The organism is Dyella silvae (assembly GCF_026421305.1).
Classification (GTDB): Bacteria; Pseudomonadota; Gammaproteobacteria; order Xanthomonadales; family Rhodanobacteraceae; genus Dyella; species Dyella silvae.
Genome location: NZ_JAPJBQ010000007.1, coordinates 15,641 through 36,098 on the forward strand (window position 1 = coordinate 15,641; position 20,458 = coordinate 36,098).

Annotated in this window: 17 protein-coding genes; 3 read left to right on the forward strand and 14 right to left on the reverse strand. The window is 61.2% G+C overall.

The genetic code is table 11. The features are described 5' to 3' along the window. Positions 1 to 80: 80 nt before the first annotated feature. Together OQE56_RS15635 and OQE56_RS15640 are read right to left on the reverse strand one after the other, a co-directional pair. Positions 81 to 545, reverse strand: a complete 465-nt coding sequence (locus tag OQE56_RS15635; RefSeq protein ID WP_267225578.1) for an SRPBCC family protein — start codon at positions 543 to 545, stop codon at positions 81 to 83. 186 nt (positions 546 to 731) lie between these two features. After that, positions 732 to 1,127, reverse strand: coding sequence for a DoxX family protein (locus OQE56_RS15640; RefSeq protein WP_267225579.1), 396 nt, complete (start codon positions 1,125 to 1,127; stop codon positions 732 to 734). Between the two features lie 644 nt (positions 1,128 to 1,771). Between OQE56_RS15640 and OQE56_RS15645 the strand changes: the two genes are divergently transcribed. After that, entirely contained in the window at positions 1,772 to 3,115 is a 1,344-nt protein-coding gene (locus OQE56_RS15645; protein WP_267225580.1) for a cytochrome C, read from the forward strand. On the opposite strand, the gene OQE56_RS15650 is transcribed toward OQE56_RS15645, so the two are convergent. From OQE56_RS15650 to OQE56_RS15685, 8 genes are all read right to left on the reverse strand, one after another. Further along, positions 3,094 to 4,350: an MFS transporter gene (locus OQE56_RS15650; protein WP_267225581.1), complete on the reverse strand. Its 1,257-nt coding sequence runs from the start codon at positions 4,348 to 4,350 to the stop codon at positions 3,094 to 3,096. The genes OQE56_RS15645 and OQE56_RS15650 overlap by 22 nt on opposite strands. Before the next feature lie 539 nt (positions 4,351 to 4,889). Further along, positions 4,890 to 5,480: a DUF899 family protein gene (locus tag OQE56_RS15655; protein WP_267225582.1), complete on the reverse strand. Its 591-nt coding sequence runs from the start codon at positions 5,478 to 5,480 to the stop codon at positions 4,890 to 4,892. Between the two features lie 27 nt (positions 5,481 to 5,507). Further along, entirely contained in the window at positions 5,508 to 6,212 is a 705-nt protein-coding gene (locus OQE56_RS15660) for a DUF899 domain-containing protein (protein WP_267225583.1), read from the reverse strand. A gap of 63 nt (positions 6,213 to 6,275) precedes the next feature. Beyond that, on the reverse strand, positions 6,276 to 6,716 hold the full coding sequence (locus tag OQE56_RS15665) for an ArsR/SmtB family transcription factor (protein ID WP_267225584.1): 441 nt from the start codon (positions 6,714 to 6,716) through the stop codon (positions 6,276 to 6,278). Between the two features lie 233 nt (positions 6,717 to 6,949). Then, positions 6,950 to 8,152 carry an alginate O-acetyltransferase AlgX-related protein gene (locus tag OQE56_RS15670; RefSeq protein ID WP_267225585.1) on the reverse strand — a complete coding sequence of 401 codons (1,203 nt, stop codon included), beginning with the start codon at positions 8,150 to 8,152 and terminating at the stop codon, positions 6,950 to 6,952. A 6-nt stretch (positions 8,153 to 8,158) separates the two neighbouring features. Further along, positions 8,159 to 9,589 (reverse strand): MBOAT family O-acyltransferase, encoded by a 1,431-nt coding sequence (locus tag OQE56_RS15675; RefSeq protein WP_267225586.1) that lies wholly within the window; start codon positions 9,587 to 9,589, stop codon positions 8,159 to 8,161. Between the two features lie 436 nt (positions 9,590 to 10,025). Next, on the reverse strand, positions 10,026 to 10,949 hold the full coding sequence (locus tag OQE56_RS15680) for a M14 family metallopeptidase (protein ID WP_267225587.1): 924 nt from the start codon (positions 10,947 to 10,949) through the stop codon (positions 10,026 to 10,028). Between the two features lie 204 nt (positions 10,950 to 11,153). Next, positions 11,154 to 12,179, reverse strand: a complete 1,026-nt coding sequence (locus OQE56_RS15685) for an alpha/beta fold hydrolase (protein ID WP_267225588.1) — start codon at positions 12,177 to 12,179, stop codon at positions 11,154 to 11,156. A gap of 272 nt (positions 12,180 to 12,451) precedes the next feature. Between OQE56_RS15685 and OQE56_RS15690 the strand changes: the two genes are divergently transcribed. Then, on the forward strand, positions 12,452 to 12,676 hold the full coding sequence (locus OQE56_RS15690) for a hypothetical protein (RefSeq protein ID WP_267225589.1): 225 nt from the start codon (positions 12,452 to 12,454) through the stop codon (positions 12,674 to 12,676). A 306-nt stretch (positions 12,677 to 12,982) separates the two neighbouring features. Next, entirely contained in the window at positions 12,983 to 13,267 is a 285-nt protein-coding gene (locus tag OQE56_RS15695) for a hypothetical protein (protein WP_267225590.1), read from the forward strand. 20 nt (positions 13,268 to 13,287) lie between these two features. Here OQE56_RS15695 and OQE56_RS15700 read toward each other — a convergent pair whose 3' ends face one another. The 4 genes from OQE56_RS15700 to OQE56_RS15715 form a co-directional block, all read right to left on the reverse strand. Then, the gene (locus OQE56_RS15700; RefSeq protein WP_267225591.1) at positions 13,288 to 16,467 is read right to left on the reverse strand and encodes an efflux RND transporter permease subunit; all 3,180 of its coding nucleotides are present in this window, start codon (positions 16,465 to 16,467) and stop codon (positions 13,288 to 13,290) included. Continuing rightward, positions 16,464 to 17,768 carry an efflux RND transporter periplasmic adaptor subunit gene (locus tag OQE56_RS15705; protein WP_425601638.1) on the reverse strand — a complete coding sequence of 435 codons (1,305 nt, stop codon included), beginning with the start codon at positions 17,766 to 17,768 and terminating at the stop codon, positions 16,464 to 16,466. The genes OQE56_RS15700 and OQE56_RS15705 overlap by 4 nt, the downstream gene beginning before the upstream one ends. Beyond that, on the reverse strand, positions 17,765 to 19,054 hold the full coding sequence (locus OQE56_RS15710; protein ID WP_267225592.1) for a TolC family protein: 1,290 nt from the start codon (positions 19,052 to 19,054) through the stop codon (positions 17,765 to 17,767). The genes OQE56_RS15705 and OQE56_RS15710 overlap by 4 nt, the downstream gene beginning before the upstream one ends. Positions 19,055 to 19,684: 630 nt before the next feature. Continuing rightward, positions 19,685 to 20,320: an energy transducer TonB gene (locus OQE56_RS15715; protein ID WP_267225593.1), complete on the reverse strand. Its 636-nt coding sequence runs from the start codon at positions 20,318 to 20,320 to the stop codon at positions 19,685 to 19,687. Between the last annotated feature and the right edge of the window lie 138 nt (positions 20,321 to 20,458).

A 20,458-nucleotide genomic window follows, 5' to 3' on the forward strand; every position in this document is an offset into this window, starting at 1 on the left:
TCATTCGAATGGAGTGAGTTCCGCTAGCGACGGGACACTGTCCGCTTTGGGTCAGCAGTGGACGTAGTCCATGTAAATGGCTATCGCGACTCTGTGTATTGCTTGAAGACGTCTAGCGTTCCCATCCAATAGAAGTGCAAATGTCTGTAGATGGCCATCGTGGGAAACCCGGATGCCTCGAATCTCAGGAGGGTTCGGGTGCCGGCGTCTTCGAGTACGAAGCGGAGCTTCGTATAGCTCGAGGGCTGATCCGGGAGGCGGGACAACGAGCTCAGGTGCGTGAAGCTCAGCTCTTCGTACGGACAGTACGCCAGGATGATGCCCTTGTTCTCGAACGGAAGATGGTGCGTGCCTCGAATGACAATCGCGCTTCCCACTGCCCAGGTGGTGTCGACCTCGACTGAATATTCGTCGCCGCCAAGCCACTGGCGCATGCTGTGATGGCCAACCAGATGCCTCCAGACCTCGGCAACGGGTCTCTCCAAAACCACCTTTTCGCCGAAGCAATCGGGGATATTACCGTGATCGTTTGATAGAAGGCTCATGGTTCGAAGTTCACATCGGCGAGCACGAAAATTTGAGATTACCGCGTTCAACGCGCCCCGTTTCTCTCTGGGCCAGGCTGTCGCGAGGAACTAGCTAGCACGGCCCGCCCTTTGTCAGCGCTTACGTTTCAACTCAACGCGCGAACGATAGAGGCAATCAAAGACCTTTCGTCTGGCTTCGGACGTCTAACTGGCGCGCATGCAGTATGGGCCATCGCCCAGCATGGATTGAAGAACCAGCAACAGCGACCACACCAGCGGCAGCTCCGCCCCTGCGCCGGTAAAGTAGAAGCCCTTTCGTGCGGCCCAGAACTGCGTTGCGCCGAGCATCATGGGTAGTGCGTACAGACTGACCCAGCGCGTGTAGATGCCGGGAATGAGCAGCAAGGCACCGGCGAGCTCGGCAGAAAAGACATACCAGGGAACAAACGGGGGATAGCCGCTTGTGGCAAACCCCGCCCACCAGCGGGATAACCCTCCCGGCAGCATCGCGAATTTCCAGTACAGGTGTGCGATAAACAGCGACCCAAGTACCACCCTTAGCAGCAACGGCGCGTATCGGGCAGCGCGGTCTGAGTTCATGCTGAGCCCCCTTGGTCAGTTGTCTGAGCTGCCGACGGCAATGCCGCCCCTTCGAACCAAATGTAAGGCCGCCACCTCGTGGCCAACGCGAACATGAAGATCAGCGTCAAGCGAAACATGTTCAAAGCAAGCCATTCCCAGGTGAGCTAATCGATGTAACGATGAAACAAGCCGACTTTAAAGCCGGTGCCTGGCGGCCGTCAGAATCTCAGGCTTACCAACGCAAGCGCAAGCCTGTCATGGCGGCCAAGCGAATGGATCGAATGCAAAGAAGCTCACGCGCACGTTTCCAGTTCACCGATAGCGCGTTGAACCGTGTGCGCCGGTTTCGGTACTACTAGGCGACTTAATCAAACGACACATCCACATAGTTAACCCTTCGCACGCACTGCTAGGTCGTGACGAGTGCGGTTCTCAATCCGCGATAAAGCTTGGTAGTGCTTATGCCTGCGAGCGGTATCCGCGCTTGCACCGATAGATGGCATTGAACGAAACACCACTCGTTCGTACCGCGAGGCATAGCGTTCGGCGCAATGGTCCGATAGCGCTGATGGGCACGGCTGCGCCCGAGCCAAGGCATCGCTATAACGGAGTAGCTGCGTATGAGTGCGTTATGCAGAACCGCTGGAGGTCGGCACAAGCGCATGCCCGCGCGGTGGCTGCGCCGGGCCGTGACGTTCGCCTGTCTTGTTCTGCCTGTTTTTGGCGCACAGGCGGTACCTGCTTTTGCGCGGCAAACGCATCAGCCATGCACCAGTTGCCATGTGGGCGGCTTTGGTCCTCAGCTCACACCCTTCGGGCGACAGTTCAAGATGCTCGCGTACACGCTGAAGGTGGGTGACGATACGAAAGTGCCGTTGTCGATGATGCTGGTGGAGGCATTCACACGCACGGCCAGAGCGCAGCCGGATCCACCCGCGCAAGGTTTCGACCGCAACAACAATCTGGAGCTGGAACAGGCCTCGGCGTTTCTCGCAGGACGACTTACCGAGCACCTTGGCGTGCTGGCACAGGCCACGTATTCGGACAACGGCGGCAAGTTGGGCTGGGACAACGCCGAACTCCGTTACGCGCGTACCTTTCAGGCGAGCGGGCATGCCGGTATCTGGGGCGTGTCGCTGAATAACAATCCTGGCCTCAGCGACGTGTTCAACACCACGCCGGCCTGGCAGTACCCGTATATGTCACCCGATCTGGCACCTTCGGCTCCCGCCGCGCCGGTGCTTTTCGGGGGCATGGCCGGACGTGTGCTTGGCGCCAGCGCCTATATGCAACTGGATGGCGCGTGGTATCTGGAGGCGGGCGGCTACCGGTCGCTGTCGCCCGCGTTTCTCAGGACAGTGAACGCCGACTTTGCCGGACGCATTGCTGGCATCGCCCCCTATGCGCGCATGACGTATACGCGAAATATGAAGCGCGGCAATTTTGAGGTAGGTGGCATGTTGCTCAGCATGCGACGTGGGTTGGCAGGCACGGATGCAGCGGGCCGCATGGTGTCGCTGGGCGGACCCACGGACAGGTTTCAGGATGTGGGCGTGGATGCCAGCTATCAGTTCATCGACGGCAGCGAGCACATTGTGACGGTGAAGGCATTATACGTGGACGAGCATCAGCGGCTGGATGCTACGTATGCATCGGGTGGCGCCGAGCACCGCAGTAACTCGCTGCAGTCGCTGAACGTCAACGCGAGTTATTGGTATCAGAATACGTGGGGCGTGACGCTGGGCGCGTTCTCCACCAAGGGTAGCCGCGACGCGTTGCTATACCCCGTGACGGGGCGCCCGGATACGAATGGCGACATGGTGGAGTTCAACTGGAACCCCTTTGGCAAAGCCGATTCGTGGGCGTCGCCGTTTGCGAACCTTCGCCTCGGCGTGCAGTACACGTTCTACACGCGCTTCAGCGGCGCGCGCAGCAACTTCGACGGTGCAGGGCGCAACGCCAGCGACAACAATACGTTGTTTGTTTATACGTGGCTGGCGTTGTGATCGGCGTGTGGCGACGGCCGGGTTTCCGGCATGGTCAGCAACACCGGCAATACCGCCAGGGCAATAACCGCAATCATGGCGCCCGGCACGGCGGCCCAGCCGGTACGCTGCGTGAGCAGCTCGGCGAGAAATGGCGTGAGGCCGCCGAAGATGGCCGTAGCCACGGTGACACTCAACGCCAGTCCGCTCAAACGGCCTTCGCCGGGAAACTGTTCCGCCGTCGCGGGCGCCCCCACGGCACTGACGCCTCCGGCGACAAAGGCCAGCACGATCGCACCGAGCACTATCGCTACGCGGGAGCCACCCGCCATGACGGTAAACATGGCGAGCGGAAGCATGACGCTCAGCACGGCGAGCACCACCAGCACCGGCTTGCGGCCCACACGATCGGAGAGCGCGCCAATAAGCGGCGTAATGAGAATGACGGCAACAGCCGCAACGGTGGAAAGCCCGAGGGATTCGCCTTCGCCCACGGTTCCCGTCGAGTGGAGGAACGCTGGCACATAGGTGATGCCAACGTAGTACGTGATGGAGCCCAACGCCGAGATGGCGAATGTCCGCAGCAGCGCCGCGCGGTGATGAGTAAGTGTGTGGCGTGCGGGCGCGATGGGCACGGTGCCGTTGGCGCGTTGCCGCTCGAAGTCGGGCGACTCCTGCATGGTGGTGCGCGCGATAAGCGTGCTGCCGGCCAGCGCGGCGCCGACGAAGAACGGAATTCGCCATCCCCAACTATCGAGGCTGGCCGTGCTCATAAGGCCGACCGTGAGCGCAGGCACTGCCACAGCGAACAGCGCGCCGATTTCGCTGGCCGCGGGCGCCAGAGACGTGATCAGGCCGCGGCGATGTGCGTCGGCGCCTTCAAGCAGGTAAGCCACCACGCCGGTGTATTCACCGCCCACCGAGAAAGCCATCATGCATCGGAGTAATAGCAGCAAGACACCGGCAGCCGCGCCCACCTGGTGATACGTGGGCAACAGTGCCGTGGCGAGCATGGCCAGGGTCATCAACCCCATGGACAGCAACATGGTTCGGCGGCGGCCGGAGCGGTCGCCAATGTGGCCAAACACAACGGCACCCAGCGGCCGCATGGCATAGGAGATGGCGAAGCCGGCCAGCGTGTAGAGCAATGACCCGCTGCCGCCGCCGAAGAATACGCGGGCCAACACGGTGGCGAAGTAGAGGTACAGCGTGAAGTCGTACCACTCCACAATGGTAGAGATTGCAGCAATGGTCATTGAGGCGCGCGAAATCCCAACGACTTGCAGTGTCCCAACAGCCCTCATCGGCTGGCTCCCCGTGGTGCGTCGGTAAATTGAGAACGGCTGATCGGGCGCTCGCGGCGTGGCGATCGGCGAGGCGCCGACGGCTCAATATACCTGTGTTGGGAGACGGGGCTGCTGGGGAGCGTTTGCACGCTACGAGTGGAGCGGGGTTCCCATGTTTCCCACGAAACGAAACCTGTGCCCACCGTCATCCCCGCGAAGCCGGGGATGACGGTGGGGTCATGCTGAGGCTCGGCAGGAGCCTTTGAAGGCTTCGATGCCCGAGCAGCAACATCACTTCTGACGTGGCGCTGCCAGTACTGCTTTCACCTCGCGAGTCCGGGCATGGTCATCGCCACTCGCTGGTGACGCGACTGCAAGCGTTGCCGATGAACGCCGCCGCCGGGTGATGGATCGCAGCGAGAGCACCGTCACCCCTCCCGCCGAACTCGCGCCACCCAGCAGAAGGAGGGCGGACCCAATGCACAGGGGACACATGGCAAATCTCCAGGTCAGGCGTGGTTGCAACAGGAAGGCTTTGCTGCAGCGCGTGGTTCCTCGCCGATGCCACCGGGCAACAGATCGAAGAAGTGCCACAGCGTGCAGAAGTCATCGCTGGGGCTGAAGCCCGTATCGGAAACGCGCACGATGGCGTCGCCTTCGCGCCGGAATACCGACACGCCGGCGATCCAGCCCCCACCGGCAGACACGTAACCCATATCTGCCGCAAAGGTGGAGCCCACATGGCTCACCATGGGGAATTTCCAACCGCGGCTTTCGGCGAATCGCTTCTGCACGGCGGGACGATCCGGGCTTGTCACAACGAAACCTGCGCGAGTGACCACGTGTTGATGGATGCCGTTGTAGCCGTCTGCCCATAACGTGCAGTTGGGACACGACACACCCATGTTGTGGATGACGATGAGATCGTCGTGCTCACCAAAGAGCTGGGACAGGCGCACTGAACCCTCGGTATCGGCGAAGTCGTAGTCGATGACTGGCTCCGGCTCCACCGTGGCGAGCGTCTCGCGCATGCGTTCTCGAATCGCCGCGATCTGTTGGCGATAGTCCGCGAGTTTTCCGTTGACGTCGGTGTATTTCATGGGACACGTCTCCTGCGGCGTTTCGCGTCAGCTTTCGTAGGCGAAGCGGTGTTTCAACCAAGCCATCGTGAATGGCAGATCGTCTTCGTCACGGCCCTTCGGCGCGAGATCGAGGTAGTGATACGCGGTGTTGAGCATGTCCACGCCACGCGCGTAGGTGGAGTAGGTGTGGAATACCTGGCCGTTGTCTTTGATGAAGGCGCTGATACCGGGCAGATCCGATTTTGAAGAGTGCTGCGTGCCGAAGTTGTAAAGCGCCTCGTCTTGAGCGATGGCTTCCGGCGAGAAGGAAACGTGGTAGTCGTAGTTGAAATCGCTGTCGCAGGAGGAGACCCACTTGAAGGTCCAGCCCTGCTTTCGAGCCTGTTCCCTGAGCTTTTCCAACGGCGCGCGCGATACGGCGATGAAGGTGACATCGCGTTGATTGAGATGCGGAATGATGCCGTTGAAGTTGTCGGCCCAGAAGGAACAGCTGCGGCAGCCGATTTCCCACTCGGGGGCATACATGAAGTGGTAAATGATGAGCTGGCTTCGACCGGCGAACAGATCGGCCAGTGTCTCCTTGCCGTTCTCGCTTTCGAACAGGTAAGGCTTGTCGACGCGCTCCCAGGGCAACTCCCGGCGTTGGCGGCTCAGCTCGTCGCGAAGGTGGGTGAACTCTTTTTCCTTCGCGAGAAAGCGTTTGCGCGCGTCGATCCATTCCTCGTGATTCACGATGTGATGACTGTTCATGACACTCTCCGTAGGACGTTGTGACGCTGACTTCGGAGTAGCGCCGCTGCGCAGCGGCGCGGCTCATTTTTTGCGGGGCGCTGATTTCCCGGGCCGTTTGGCGGGCGCCTGTTTCTGCATACGCCGCTCGTCGATGTCCGCGAGGGTGGCGGCGAGCACGTCGAACTGCTGCTGCCAGTACTTGCTGTAGCGGTTCATCCACACCGCGGCCTGAAGCATGGGGCCTGCATCCAGGCTGCAACGGCTGATGCGTCCGGTGCGTTCCTGCTGAATCAGCCCGGTGCGCACCAGCACCTGGATATGACGAGAAACGGCCTGCAGTGAGATATCGAACGAAGCGGCAAGCTCGGAGACAAGCAGCGCCTGTCCATCGAGCTGCTCCAGAATCTGCCGGCGCACGGGATCAGACAGCGCAAAGAAGACCTGATCCAGTTGCGCCTGCGCGATCTCCGGACTCTCTCCGGCCCCATCCACCACGCGCAGCGATTGCCGAATGCTCATCATGGCCTATAAATATCAACCTATCGGTTGATTGTCAAGCACTATGTTGACTATTGAGCCGTGAGCCGCTGGCCCTGAGGTGGGAGTCCACAACCATGAGGCGGAGCACCTGGGAAACGTCTCCGCAAGCGCGGCCCTGCGCGCAGAGCGGATTTGCGACGCTTCTGTGGCCCATGAGCCAGCACCGAGCGGCGGCCACCGGTAGGTGTGCGCGCCATGCCTGGAAAAGCGCTACGTCAGTGGGATGTTTCCCCGCAGAGTCCGCTCATGCGCTGGGGAGGGCTATCTGCGAGCAACCGAACGTTACGCTCGATGATCTCCAGCGCGACCACGGTAGGCTTGTGGCGCATGATCTCCGCGCCATCGATGTCATGCCCGCTGTAAGACTCGATGCTTGCAAAGTCTTCCATCAGATAGGGCAGCAAGTCGCCGCTGAATGAATCTCTGTAGATGACCAGCCTGCCGTTACCGGTGTCGCTCGCCGATGTCGCGCGCTCACCTTGAGGCCCGGCGGTCGGTGCCATCACCCAGTGGCCGAGGCGCGGGGTTCGTTTGTCGATGTGAGTGCGGAAGTCCTCGAAGTATCCGGGCAGGGACGCCATGGATACGGCGATATCACCGCCTTCATAGGCCGATTTGTCCATGGTCCAGGCGTCGAGCGTGGCCGATGGCGCCGTCGGCAGAACGCCGTCGCGAACAAACCGGTTGGCGATGGCACGGTACCCGTAAAAGGCGCCAAGCGAGTTCCAATGCGTGTCGGTGCGCAAATACAACTCGTCGGGAGTCGTCGCCCTGGCTTCTTTCAGTGCCGGCCGAAGATCGATGACCTTCAGCGCGGGTAGCGCCGTGGAGAGATGCTGCAACAGCTGATCGAGTCGCGTGGTTACGCCGTCGGGCACATGGACGCCCAACTGCTCGGGATAGATGGTTTGCTTATCGGGCGCCACGATGAAGTAGAACGGGATGTGGCAGGTCTCGAGTTTCTCTTGCGACTCTTTGAGGTTATCCGTAATCGCCCGAAGCTGCTCCGCAGAGAACGGGTCCCGGCCCTGAAGATCGGCAAAATGTGGCTGACCCAGCACGTAGAACGGGTCGTAGAAGAGCCACTGATTCGGGCCAACCACCACGTTCTGATTAGTCGGCGTGCCAGTGCGTGCCATCTGAAGCCGGGACCCGTAATAGACCAGCGCGTCACGCATCCCGAAGCGGTCGCTGAACCACTTCTCGAGCTTATGCAGCCAGCGAATGGACGGCTTGGGAAACGGCTCCATCACGCGATTTTCGTGCAGCGGCACCGGCGCGAAGCTCGCCTTGTTGAACCAGGCAATCGGCAGCACGATAAAGCACAGGAAGACGAACGGAACGGCGGCCCGGTTCAATCTTGCCAGCAACGACGACGACCGCTGCACCTGGGAACTCGATTCGATGTTATTGAGCATTAGGGATCAGAATCGGAAATAGATGAACGGGTTGTACTGATCCAGCGCCATCGACATGGCGGCGAGAATCAGCGTCGGCGCGACAAACGCCGCAGCGACGAAACCATCCAGATTGCGCGCCGCAAGCCACGTTCGCACGGGCATCGCACGCGCGAGTGTCCAGGGATACGCGCCGACGGAAAGAATCATGGCCGCTGGAATGAGCCAACCCAGATGCGGCGCGAACAAGGTCGCCATACTGATGGCAGGGCTTGCCGGCGAGGTGAGTCCAAGCAGGGCTTCGAAGTAGGCGCCTGCATGCCCCAGGGTGTCACACCGGAACAAGACCCAGGTGAGCATGACTGCGAGCACAACGTAGGCATGGCGCAGCATGCGCCACGCGATCGTTCTCGAAAACGCGTTTTCGGGAATGACTTTTTCGAGCGTCAGCAAAGCGCCATGTGCCGCTCCCCAAAGCACGAAGTTCCACGTCGCGCCATGCCAGAAGCCCGTCAGCAGGAAAACAATCCAGAGGTTACGCAACGTTTCCGTGGCACCGCCCTTGTTTCCACCGAGAGGGATGTAGACGTAATCGCGGAACCATGTCGACAGCGAAATGTGCCAGCGGCGCCAGAAGTCCTGCATGGATGTCGCGCTGTAGGGATAGTTGAAATTCTCTGGAAACCGGAACCCGAACATGCGCGCGAGACCTATCGCCATGTCCGAATAGCCGGAGAAATCGAAATAGATCTGCAGCGTGTAGCAAAGTAGCGAGAACCATGCGACAGAAGGAGCAAGGTCGCCAGTCGGGATGTTGAATCCCGTGTCTGCGATCAAGGCCAGCTGATTGGCGATGAGGACCTTCTTGGCCAGGCCGAGCGTGAATCGCAACGCGCCGGCGGATATGTCATCAATGGTACTCACCCGCTCGCGAAGCTGGTGCTGGATGTCCTTGTAGCGGACGATCGGCCCCGCGACGAGCTGTGGAAACATGGTGATGTAGAGGCAATAGTCGACGATGTTTCGGCTGGGTTTCGCGTTTCGCCGATAGATGTCCACGAGGTACGAAATGGCGTGGAACGTGTAAAACGAGATGCCAATGGGAAGAGGCAGGTGATGTACCACCCATGGCTTGAGGCCGAACGATGTCAACAATACGTTGATGTTTTCGACGACGAATCCCGAATACTTGAACACGCCGAGAACGAAAAGATTGTAGGCAACGCCGATGCCCACCGTGCGCAATCGATGCTGCGCCTTCTCGATCGCGATCGCCAGGCGGAAATTGACCGCGACGGACACGATCATGAGCAGCAAGAAGCGCGGCTCGCCCCATGCGTAGAAGATGATGCTGGCCAACGCCAGGGTGAAGTTCCGCCATGTGCGTGGCGTGAGGTAATACGCAATAAATGCGATCGGCAGGAATAGGCCCAGGAAAGCGATGCTGCTGAAAACCACCGAAGAATCCCTTTGACCAAGCTAACGATATGGAGGGCGCGCACCAACGTGAAAAACGTCGTGAACGTGCCGCTCCCTTTTTCTAAGAGCCACGCAACAAGGAAGGTGCCGGTTTTCGGCGATCAACCTGCAGCACCATAACGGTGCCCGGGCCCCTGAGGCGTGCCTTCTAAAGCGACGTGGAAACCACTAATTAGTGCAGCAGATATTATGTGGCCTCACCAGTGCCGAAGGCCACCACTGGCGCCGAGCAAAAGCCCATCACTCGGTCACTTGCGCTTATCCCGTCGTGAGCCGGTGATCCTCGATCAGAGTCGATCACAACACCTCACCGTGCTCCGTGTCTGCTTCGCAGCATCAACGGAGGGCTCCAGCCGCTGGGCTGAAGCCCGGTTTCTCCGCTTACCTGAGACATCCCCGCCGGCGATGCGCTGCCTTAGCCGCCATGGGCTAACGCGTAATCTATCGCGGCGCGTATCGCTGCGACCTGGGCGTCGTTGCACTGCTGCGGCGTGGCGCGCGGGCTGTCCGGATACACCTCGGTGGTGGTGGCGTAACGCGCGTTGGTGATGGCCGCGCACAAGCTCCACTGCTTTACGGGAAACTTGATGACGCCCGGAATCAGCAACGGCGAACCGATGATCTCGCCACGGCTATCGGCCTCGGCGATATGGGTTACTTTGGCTACCGCCTCGATCACCGCTTGCTGGAACGCGGGCTGCGGCTGGCCGTCATCGTCCACAAGATAGAAGCCATCGGGAATCTCGCCGGGCTCAAAGTCTTTGCCGTCGCGCGCGGCGACGGCGGGACGGAACTCGGATTCGTCCGAATCAGTCGTTTCGTGCAGGTCGATATGCATCAGCACGCTATCGCGCAGCGGCTCCAGCATGTTCACCAGCGCGGCCGCCTCGCCAGACGGACTGTCTTTGCGGAAGTTGCGGTTGGGATCGATCGCGCTGGGATTCCAGCGGTGAATGCGCTCGTACGCCCACGGACTGACGCAAGGCACCGCCAGCACGTTGGCGCGACCGGCATAGTCCTGACCATGCTGCCGCAGGAACTGCAATGCGCCGTGCACGCCGCTTGTTTCGTAGCCGTGCACGCCACCCGTCACCAGCACCACAGGAAGCTCGTCGCGCCAATGGCGGCTACGAACGGCGATCAAGGGGAAATGTTCGGTGCCGTAGTCCAGCGCGCCGTACTCGATCACATCGAAATCTTCGCGCAGCTGGTCGATGACACTCAACACGTCATCGGCATAGCTGCGGTGCTTGACCTGCTTCCCAAGCCAGGCGGCACGTTCCGCCTCGCCCCAGGGTTGTCCGGGTGTACCGATGGGATAGAAAGCCTGGCTGGTCATGGTGACATCGCGTGGTGGGAAGTGGCCGTACTTTACCATTCGCGTCACGCCTGATCGCCGTTGCCGGAACGCCCATGCAAGCCACGTGGTACGGGGCGAGGTCCGTTCGCATCTTTGCGTCTACGTGAAGGTGAGGCCCGCCATGTCCATCGCGGGCCTCACCATGGTTGCCACTGCCCAGCTGCAGATACCCTCCTGCACGCCTTACCGGGCGGATGCCGACGTCTGTTTCAACAAAGCGGCGACGGCAGTGGCCACAACCTGGGGCTGATCCAGCTGAATGTCGTGCGATGCGTGGTCGACCACGATGCGTTTGCTCTGCGTGGTGGTGGCAAGGATCTGCTGCTGGGTTTTGTCTCTGGCCGCATCCAGCGTTTTGCGCAGATCCGCAGGTGCGTCGGCGTAGGTATCGGCCGCGGTCAGCACGATCATCGGCGTAGCACCATGCGTTTCCTTCGACGAAACCGCCTGGCCATACACCACCATGTTGTCCGCGAGCTCCGACTGCAACGTGCGCCAGAACGTCGGCTTGTACTTGTAGGCCGCAATGGCGGCATTCACCTTGGCACTGGCCAGCGGATTGCTGCCCGCCACACAGCTCGCCAGCGCAGGCGGAGGCGACGCCAACTGATGCTTTTCTGCACCCGCTTCGCATTGGCGTATGAAGCCGGATCGCTGCTCGCTCATCTGCTGCTCTTCCTTCGCCCAATCCGGCGCGACCGAGGCGACGTCCTGCGCAGGGGGATCAATCAGCACCATGCCGCTGACCTCCCTGGGATACGCTTCCGCGTAGTGGCGCACAATATTGCTGCCCCTCGAGTGCCCCACCAACACCAACGGCGTCTTGAGGCCCGCGCGTTGAATCAACGCGTGCAAATCAGCCACCTCGGCATCCAGGTTTCGCGGCAACGGACCTTCGCTACTAAAGCCATAACCGGCCCGGTCGTATGAACACACTTTGGTCGACGCAGCCAACAACGGCTGCAACTTGAACCAGGTGGTGGTGTCGGCGTGTGAGCCCGCCTCGAGCAGTACTGTCTGGGTGCCTTTGCCTTCGCAGCGAAGATTCAACGTGCGATCGGGCGCTATGGTGACGAGCGTTCCCGCCTGCGCGTAGCTATCCGGGATGCGCTGCGGAACCGCGATATCGCCCACAATTCCGGCACAGGCGCCCCCGGCCAGCACCATTCCCAGCACTGCACTACCTGCCTTCCAGCGTTTCCGTTCCAAGGCCGTCTCCTCAATGAGCCGCAACTCGGCGAGTCGCCTGGCATGCCTTTAGATCGACTTGGGGAAGAAGGAAAAAGTTCGCTGGCGTCATCTACCGATGTTTCGAACAAGGCGTGGATAGGTCTATCGAGGGGGGAATGGCCCCCGACGTCCACGGCGGCATTTCCGTTTAGCCGGGGACAAACGTCTCACTGAGGTAGGCAGCAGGCATGGGGCGTGCTGAGGTCCTTGCCGGCGACCGATGGCTGGCGCGAGTGGGAAGGGGGCGCGTAATGGATGCCAGGCAAGTGAGAGAGCGGGTGATCGAAGCGCAGAACCGCATCAAGCTTGAGCTCGATACTCTGACGACGGACCTTGGGCCTGGATGGCGACTTTGCTGCGATGTCATCGTGGAAGAGCGCTATCACTTTGAGGCCGAGTACCACTCCTGGATCGTCAACATCGAGGCCAAGCTCAATACGGAGTGCTCGCCCTACCCCAGACCAACCTTCCCTTGACCCTTTGGTCTTGAATCCCGCCACAGGCCGCTCGCTGGCCACCCGTGACCTCATGTAGCCGCGCACTCCCGGGCACGGCGACCGGTTTCCGCGATGGCATCTGGCCGTCCGGCTCGCCGATGACATGTATTTGTCCGCCGGCATTTCCATTTTGGCGCTGTCGAACGTCGTACTAGATGAGAGGCGATCTCCATGCACCCCCCTTAAGGCCGGTGAACTGCTTACCGCTTGCCGGTCAATGGTGATCGCCTCTCTTCGTTTGGCCACTGGCCTTACCGGTGGCGGGGGCAGCTCGCGGAGAGATCGATGCTTTTGAGCCGAAAGGAGATAGACAAGGAGGTCCATAAGCTGGAACTCCTCGTTCCGCGCATGTTGGAGCGTGCTGGAAGCGCAACGGTTTGGGCGGAGTTTTTTGAGCGCGCCAACAGGATCAAAGCGCGGGTCTCCCCTGACCAGAAGGACCTGGTATGGGAAAAGGTCTGCGAGCTGCTGTCGAAGTCCAACCTCTCGCCGCTCCGGCAGAACGCGTCGAGCAACGGCGCAACGACCGGCAGGGTCTATGCCTTCCCAACCGGTTTACGTCTCTCATAAGAGGGAAAGAATGGGGGTCTTCAGGTATGGGTTCCCTGGTCTTGGGTTAGCACGACCTTGGCTTCGTCGGTCTTACGCAACCGGTGCATGACGAGTAGGCGAAATGCGGCGGGTATGACGAGCATGGATAACAGCGGTGCGGTGAGCATGCCGCCTACCATAGGAGCTGCAATCCGCTGCATGACTTCGGAGCCGGCACCATGGCCAAGCAGAATGGGAAAGAGGCCAGCAAGGATCACCGCGACGGTCATTGCTTTGGGGCGCACGCGCTGAACCGCACCTTCGCGGATGGCATCGTCCAACTCCGTTGGGCCTGCCTGGGGATTGAGTGCGAGGTGATGCTCCCAGGCGTGGCGCAGGTACAACAGCATCACCACGCCAAACTCGGCAGCCACACCGGCCAGCGCGATAAAACCGATCATGGTTGCCACGGATACGGCGTGGCCAAGCAGCCAGATCAACCACAGCCCGCCAACGAGAGCGAGGGGCACGCTGGCCATGATCATGGCCGCTTCTGTTGCACGACGAAACACCACGTAGATCAGCGCAAAGATGATGACCAGTGCGATGGGCACCACGATCTTGAGGCGTTCCATTGCGCTGGCCAGGTATTCGAACTGTCCCGACCAGGCCAGTGTGACGCTCGGCGGCAGTGTCACCTGTTGAGCAACCGTTCGTTGCAGATCTGAAACGACGGCGCCGAGATCCCGCCCAGCAGTATCCACGTAGACGTAAGTGGCCAGCTGCCCGTTCTCGCTCTTCAGCATCGGCGGCCCGACGTCCAGGGTGATGTCGGCGACCTGTGCGAGAGTCAGTTGCGCGCCGCTGGCCGCGACGATCGGCAACTGCCGCAGCGCCGCGACCGAATCACGAACGGCGCGTGGATAGCGAACCACGATCGGATAGCGCTCGCGTCCCTGGACGGTCTGCCCAATCGGGTCGCCGCCCACCAGGGTAGAGATCAACTCTTGCACCTGTTGTTGAGTCAGCCCGTATCGGGCCGCGTCATCAGGGCGAACACGAACGTCGACATAGCGGCCGCCCTGAGCACGTTCGGCAATGGCCGAGCCGACACCGGGAACTTTCCTGGCCACGGTTTCGATCTGATCGGCGACGGTTTGCAACGTGGATGGATCGGGCCCGAGCACCTTGATGCCGATCGGACTCTTGATGCCGGTCGCCAGCATGTCGATGCGATTCCGGATCGGCGGCACGAACAGGTTCGTCAATCCCGGTACATGCACAGCCTTGTCCAGCTCGACCTTGAGCTTGTCCATGGTCATGCCCGGCCGCCACTGATCCTTCGGTTTAAAGGTGATGGTGGTCTCGAACATTTCCAGCGGTGCCGGATCGGTGGCAGTCTCCGCGCGTCCGGCCTTGCCGAACACGTGGTCGACCTCCGGCACAGTCTTGATCATGCGGTCGGTGAGTTGCGCCAGTTGCGCTGCTTTGCCGGCGGACAAGCTCGGGAGCGCGGTCGGCATGTACAGCAGCGTGCCTTCGTCCAACGGTGGCATGAACTCACTGCCCAGTTGGCTAAAGGGAATCGCGGCACTGAGAGACAAGGCACCGGCAAGCAGTAGCGTGACTTTCGGGTAACGCAGTACGGCCTCCAGAATCGGCCGATACAACGCGATCAGGGCACGATTGAGTGGGTTGTCATGTTCAGCACGAATGCGCCCGCGCACCAGATAACCCATCAATACAGGTACCAGGGTCACGGCGAGACCGGCAGCAGCAGCCATTGCGTAGGTCTTGGTGAAGGCGAGCGGCTTGAAGAGCTTGCCTTCCTGGCCTTCCAGCGCGAATACCGGCACGAACGACAACGCAATGATAAGCAGGCTGACGAACAGCGCCGGGCCGACTTCTGCAGCCGATTCGGTGACCAGCTTCCAACGTTCGACACCTTGGGGCTCTTGTCCATCGTGCGCATCACGCCAATGCTCCAGATGCTTGTGGGTGTTTTCGATCATCACCACCGCTGCATCGACCATGGCACCAATGGCGATGGCGATGCCGCCGAGCGACATCAGGTTGGCCGACACGCCTTGCAAATGCATCACGATGAAGGCGACCAACACACCGAGCGGCAGGGTAATCACCGCCACCAGCGCTGAGCGCATGTGGCCGAGAAACAGCGCGCAGACCAGTGCGACGACGATGAACTCCTCCAGCAACTTGCCCCATAGGTTCTCTACAGCCGCATCGATCAGTTGCGACCGATCGTAGGTCGGTACAATTTCCACGCCGGGCGGAAGGCTGTGTTTAAGTTCGGCCAGCTTGGTCTTGACCGCGGCAATCGCCGCCTTGGCGTTCTTGCCGGTGCGCAACACGATGACGCCGCCGGCCACTTCGCCTTGCCCGTCCAGCTCGGTGATGCCACGCCTGAAGCTGGGACCACGTTGTACCTTGGCGACATCGTGCAGCAGTACTGGCACGTCACCGGCATTGGCCATCACCGGAACGCGCTCGAAGTCCTCCCGACTGCGCAGGTAGCCTTCGCTACGCACGATGAACTCAGCCTCGCCTTGTTCGATAACCGAGCCGCCATTCGCGCCATTGGCGGCACGAATCGCCTCGACCAACTGTGTCACCGTGACATGACGCGCGGCCATCTGCTGCGGGTCGGGCACGACCTGCCACGCCTGTTCCATGCCGCCGAGGCTGGCGACTTCAGCAACGTCTGGTATGGTCTTCAGCTGATAGCGCAGGAACCAGTCCTGCAATGCGCGCAGTTGACCGATGTCGTGCTGCCCGGTCTTATCAATCAGTGCGTACTCATAGATCCAGCCGAGACCGGTAGCATCCGGGCCCAGCGAGGGGCTGACGCCGGCTGGCAAGCGATCACGGACCTGGCTCAGGTATTCCAATACGCGTGAGCGCGCCCAATACAGATCCGTGTTGTCGTCAAACAACACATAGACGTAAGAGCCGCCGAAGAACGAAAAGCCGCGCACGGTCTTGGCCCCGGGCACCGAGAGCATGGTGGTGGCCAATGGATAGGTCACCTGGTCTTCGATGACCTGGGGCGACTGGCCCGGCCAGTTGGTCTGGATGATCACCTGCGTGTCGGACAGATCCGGCAACGCATCGATCGGCGTTCGAATGGCCGCGTAGACACCGGCCAGTGCCAGCGCCAATGCAGCCAACAACACGAATACGCGGTGGGCTATGGCGGCTCGAATGAGGGCGGCGATCATGGCCGTTCTCCCTGCATCGGCATGCCCGGCATCGGCGTGCTGGCCGCGGGTGCGGGTTTCGCCGCAGGGTCATTCAGGCGATCCAGCGCCCCGGACAGACTGGCCTCCGAATCGATCAGGAACTGACCGGACACCACCACTTTTTCGCCGCCGGTGAGGCCATCAAGAATTTCGGTATAGCCGCCGGCCGCACGCCCGGCGCGTACCGCGACGGCGCGGAAGCGTCCGCCATCTTCGGCGACGATCACCCGCGTGTGATCGCCGGTCGAAATGAGCGCTTCGTCGGGCACGACAGGCATCGCGTTGCCCGGCGTCGGTTCGAACTTCACGGTGGCGAACATGCCGGGACTCAGCGCGCCCTCTGGATTTGCGAGCACGATGCGTGCGCGCTGCGTACGGGTGGCGATGTCGATATCGGGCAGAAGGGCTTCCACGCGGCCGCGAAAGACTTGCTCGGGCAGGGCGTCGACGTGGATGGTGACCGGCGTATCCGCATGCACCGTGCCGGCCACGGACTGCGGCAAAGCGGCCTCGACCCACACGGTCGACAGCCCGTTAATCGTCATCAGCGTTTGCCCGGCATTGACGCGCTGACCCTCACGCACCTCCAGCGTACTGATCACGCCAGCCTGTGGGGCATGCAGCGTGATCTGGCCGCCGCTTCCGATCGCTCGTCCATCCGTCGGCGACAGTCCGAGTACCTGCAAACGTTGTTGCGCCGGGCCGCGCAGGGCTTTGGCTTCCTCCGACTGCACATGCTGCAGCGCCTGCGATTCGGCCAGGGCGCTGGTCCATTGCGGCGCCAGCAAATCTGCCAGCGGGGCACCTGCCGCGACGGTTGTATAGGGCGCACGCGCATAAAGCTTGCTGACCACCGCATCCACACGGGCGCTAACAACGACGGCCTGGCGCAGATCCCAGCTGATCGTTCCGGGCACCTGCACCGTTTCCGTCAATGCACGACGTTCGACCGATGTGGTGCGCACTCCAAGATTCTGGATAGTTGCCGCATCGATGCGCACGACGCTTTGGTCAGCACCGGCATCGGCGTACTTGGGGATCATCTTCATGCCCATCGACGACAAGCCGGGCTTGTCATGATGCTCGGCGGGAATCATCGGGTCGTACCAGTACAACGGCTTGGCACTGGCGGCAGATGCGGGTGCGCCTGCACCTGCACCTGCGGAGTTTTCGGCAGGTGATGCTGCCGAGCCGCTACCGTGACGGCCTGCCCAGTAAGCCACGACCGCAGTCATGAGCAGCGCCGCGAGAGTGAAGGAAATCCATCGTGCGCGTTTCATGGGGTATTCCTCTCGGGGAGCAAGTAGGCGAGGGCTGCCCAGGCGCGACCGTAGTCGGTCAGCATGCGAGCAAAGTCGGTGTGGTGAGAGATTTCGTCGCGACGTGCATCCAGCAAGGGCTGGATGTCGCCGCCACCGCGATAGCTGGCCAAGGCCAGCGCGGCACGATCATTGGCTTGCGGCAAGAGTTGATCGAGATGCCGACGCACTTGCCGCCCTAACGCGTCCCATTGCGCCCACGCGGCCCGCACGGCTTCGGTCTGTTGCCGTCGTGCATCGTCGTGCTCGGAACGAATCGCATCGAGATCATCCGCACGCGCACTGATACCGCGATCCTGCCGATTGCGAGTGAACAACGGCAGGCTCACTCCGACTTGTACTGTCACCATGTCGGACAAGCCGTTAACGCGGGAGCCGTAGCTCAGTCCCACACTCCATTCGGGGTGCTTCTCCGCCTTGGCCTCTTCCAGCGCCGCTTCGGCGGCATGTTCGCGAGCGGGCCAGTCCAGCAGGTTGCCTTGTTCGTCCACGCTGGCGAGCAGCGAAGACTTGTCGTGCGGGAGCACCGAGAAGTCAGGCGCGTCGGCAAGCGGCTGGTTGACGGAAGCGCCTAGCCAACGCTCCAGCGATGCACGCGCCTGCGTTTCGCGGGAGGCCGCCTCGTCGATGCGATTCTCGAGATCGAGCGCTTCCATGCGCATCGCCAGTACATCGGCTGCGCTGCCGCTGCCACCGCGCAGCCGCGCTTCAGCGATCACGACATCGACCGCCCATTCCTGCCGAAGGCCCTGAAGCATCTGAACTTCATGGTGAGCACCCCACGCACTTATCCAGGCGGTCGCGACCTGCTGCTCAATGCCAAGTCGTGTCATGGCGGTGGTGGACTCCGCTTGCTCGACATTGGCGCCGGCCACATCGCGCTGCGCCTGGCGCTTCGTCCGCGATGGAAGCACCTGGGTATACCCAACGGTGCGCATGGTCATGGTGTCGCCGCCGGCCGTGAATGCACCCGGCCCTTGAATGGCGAGATTGTCGATGCCGAAGGTGAGTTGGGGATCCGGCAAGGCCCCGGCGCGGCCCGCTTCCTCGCGGGCTGCGTCTTCCTTGGCCTGGCGCGCCTGCAACAAGGGCGTTTGCTCCAGGGCTTGTTGCGTGGCGGCTTTCAACGTCAGCGCCGTAGCGGATGGGTCCGCCCACGCTGGGGATGCAAGAAGAATCATGGCGGCCCAAAGGCACAGCCAACGGCGCACCGGCAAGGCGCGCGTTCTGTTTCGATGCGAAAACATGACTAGCTCCGATCACAAAACCGTACGGGCCGCGCCAGCAAGCGCGACCGCCTCGTGGTTAGCGATCGGGGCCTAAATCAACAGAGTGCAGAACCGCAACGTGGGCGGTGGATCGGGTCGGTGCGATGCGACATCAGGCAACGGCCTCTCATCGGGCGCGTGGACAATGGTCCCCAGCAACGACGGCGACTCGAGAGGCAGCAGAAGCGGTGGAACCGCAGGCAGGCGAACGTCATGTACGGAAGTCGCGTTGCCGGCGCAGTGCTCGGCGCAACGCGCATCCGGACTTTGATGCTGAAACGACGTCTTCGCCGAGGAAGACATGCCCATGGCGGCACAATCGCCCGTCATCACGACATCGGCAGGCTTCGTCGGCAAGGTGCAGACATAAGCCGCCATGGCCAACTGTTGAAACAGCAGGCAAAACAGGACCACGCCGATCCAAGAGGCGCGGCGACGACGGCTGATGTGAAAGCACGAGCGCATGACCCGTTGATCATAGCGCAGCTGGACCCAGGTCCAGTCAAGGGGGTGTTAAACCCTTAACCGAGACGGTCAGTTTCGCTGCCGCCGATGGCCATTGGTCTTGCACAGAAGCATCCGCTGCGGGTCGGAAGCGGACGCGATGAATCATATGGGCGGCTGTTGCGTAGGCATGAAATAAAGGCTGACTCCCATCAGGGCGATGCCGAGCGCGACCAAGATCAGATTTCGTTTGGCCACGGACCAATGAGTGGCCACGAATAGTGGGTACGTGATCAACCAAAGAGCGACCATCCCCGATAGCCAGAGGATCGACTTGCGCTTAGCAAGGACTACCGACCAACCGAAGCCAACGATCCAGATCAGGGCACCCAGAAACCCGGCCAGAGAACTGGCCATCGCCTTCAAATATTGGGGTGAGGCCAGTTCGCCAAGCGATGCAACTTTCAGCTGGAATGTAACCGGCACTAAAACCCACCGCTCTTGCGGCTTACCATCCGTCATTCCTGGTGAAAAAGACCATCGCGAAACGCTTTGCAGCGCCGCTTCGTCCAAATCAGAATGGCCACTTGATTTGTGGACTGTCGCGTCGATAGCACGACCATTTATATCCACCTTGGCTTTTACGAGAACCGTGCCTTGCTCCCCAGCAGAAACGGCCGACGCCGGATACTCAATGGGCGCATGAACAACTGCCGGATCAGTCGCGTCCGCAGATGCCCACGCATGACCAGACAGGCAAGTCGCCAGTAACCACGCGGCTACCACATATTTCCGGAACATCTCCCCCCCTATTGACCCACGTTATCTGGAAGGCATGTCACATCTTCCAAGCGTCCGCTCCGGGTCGAAAGCGGACCTTAAAGTCAGCCCCCATCTCTCAGGTCGCTCCCACACATGGAGCACTTTTGGGGAGGCCAT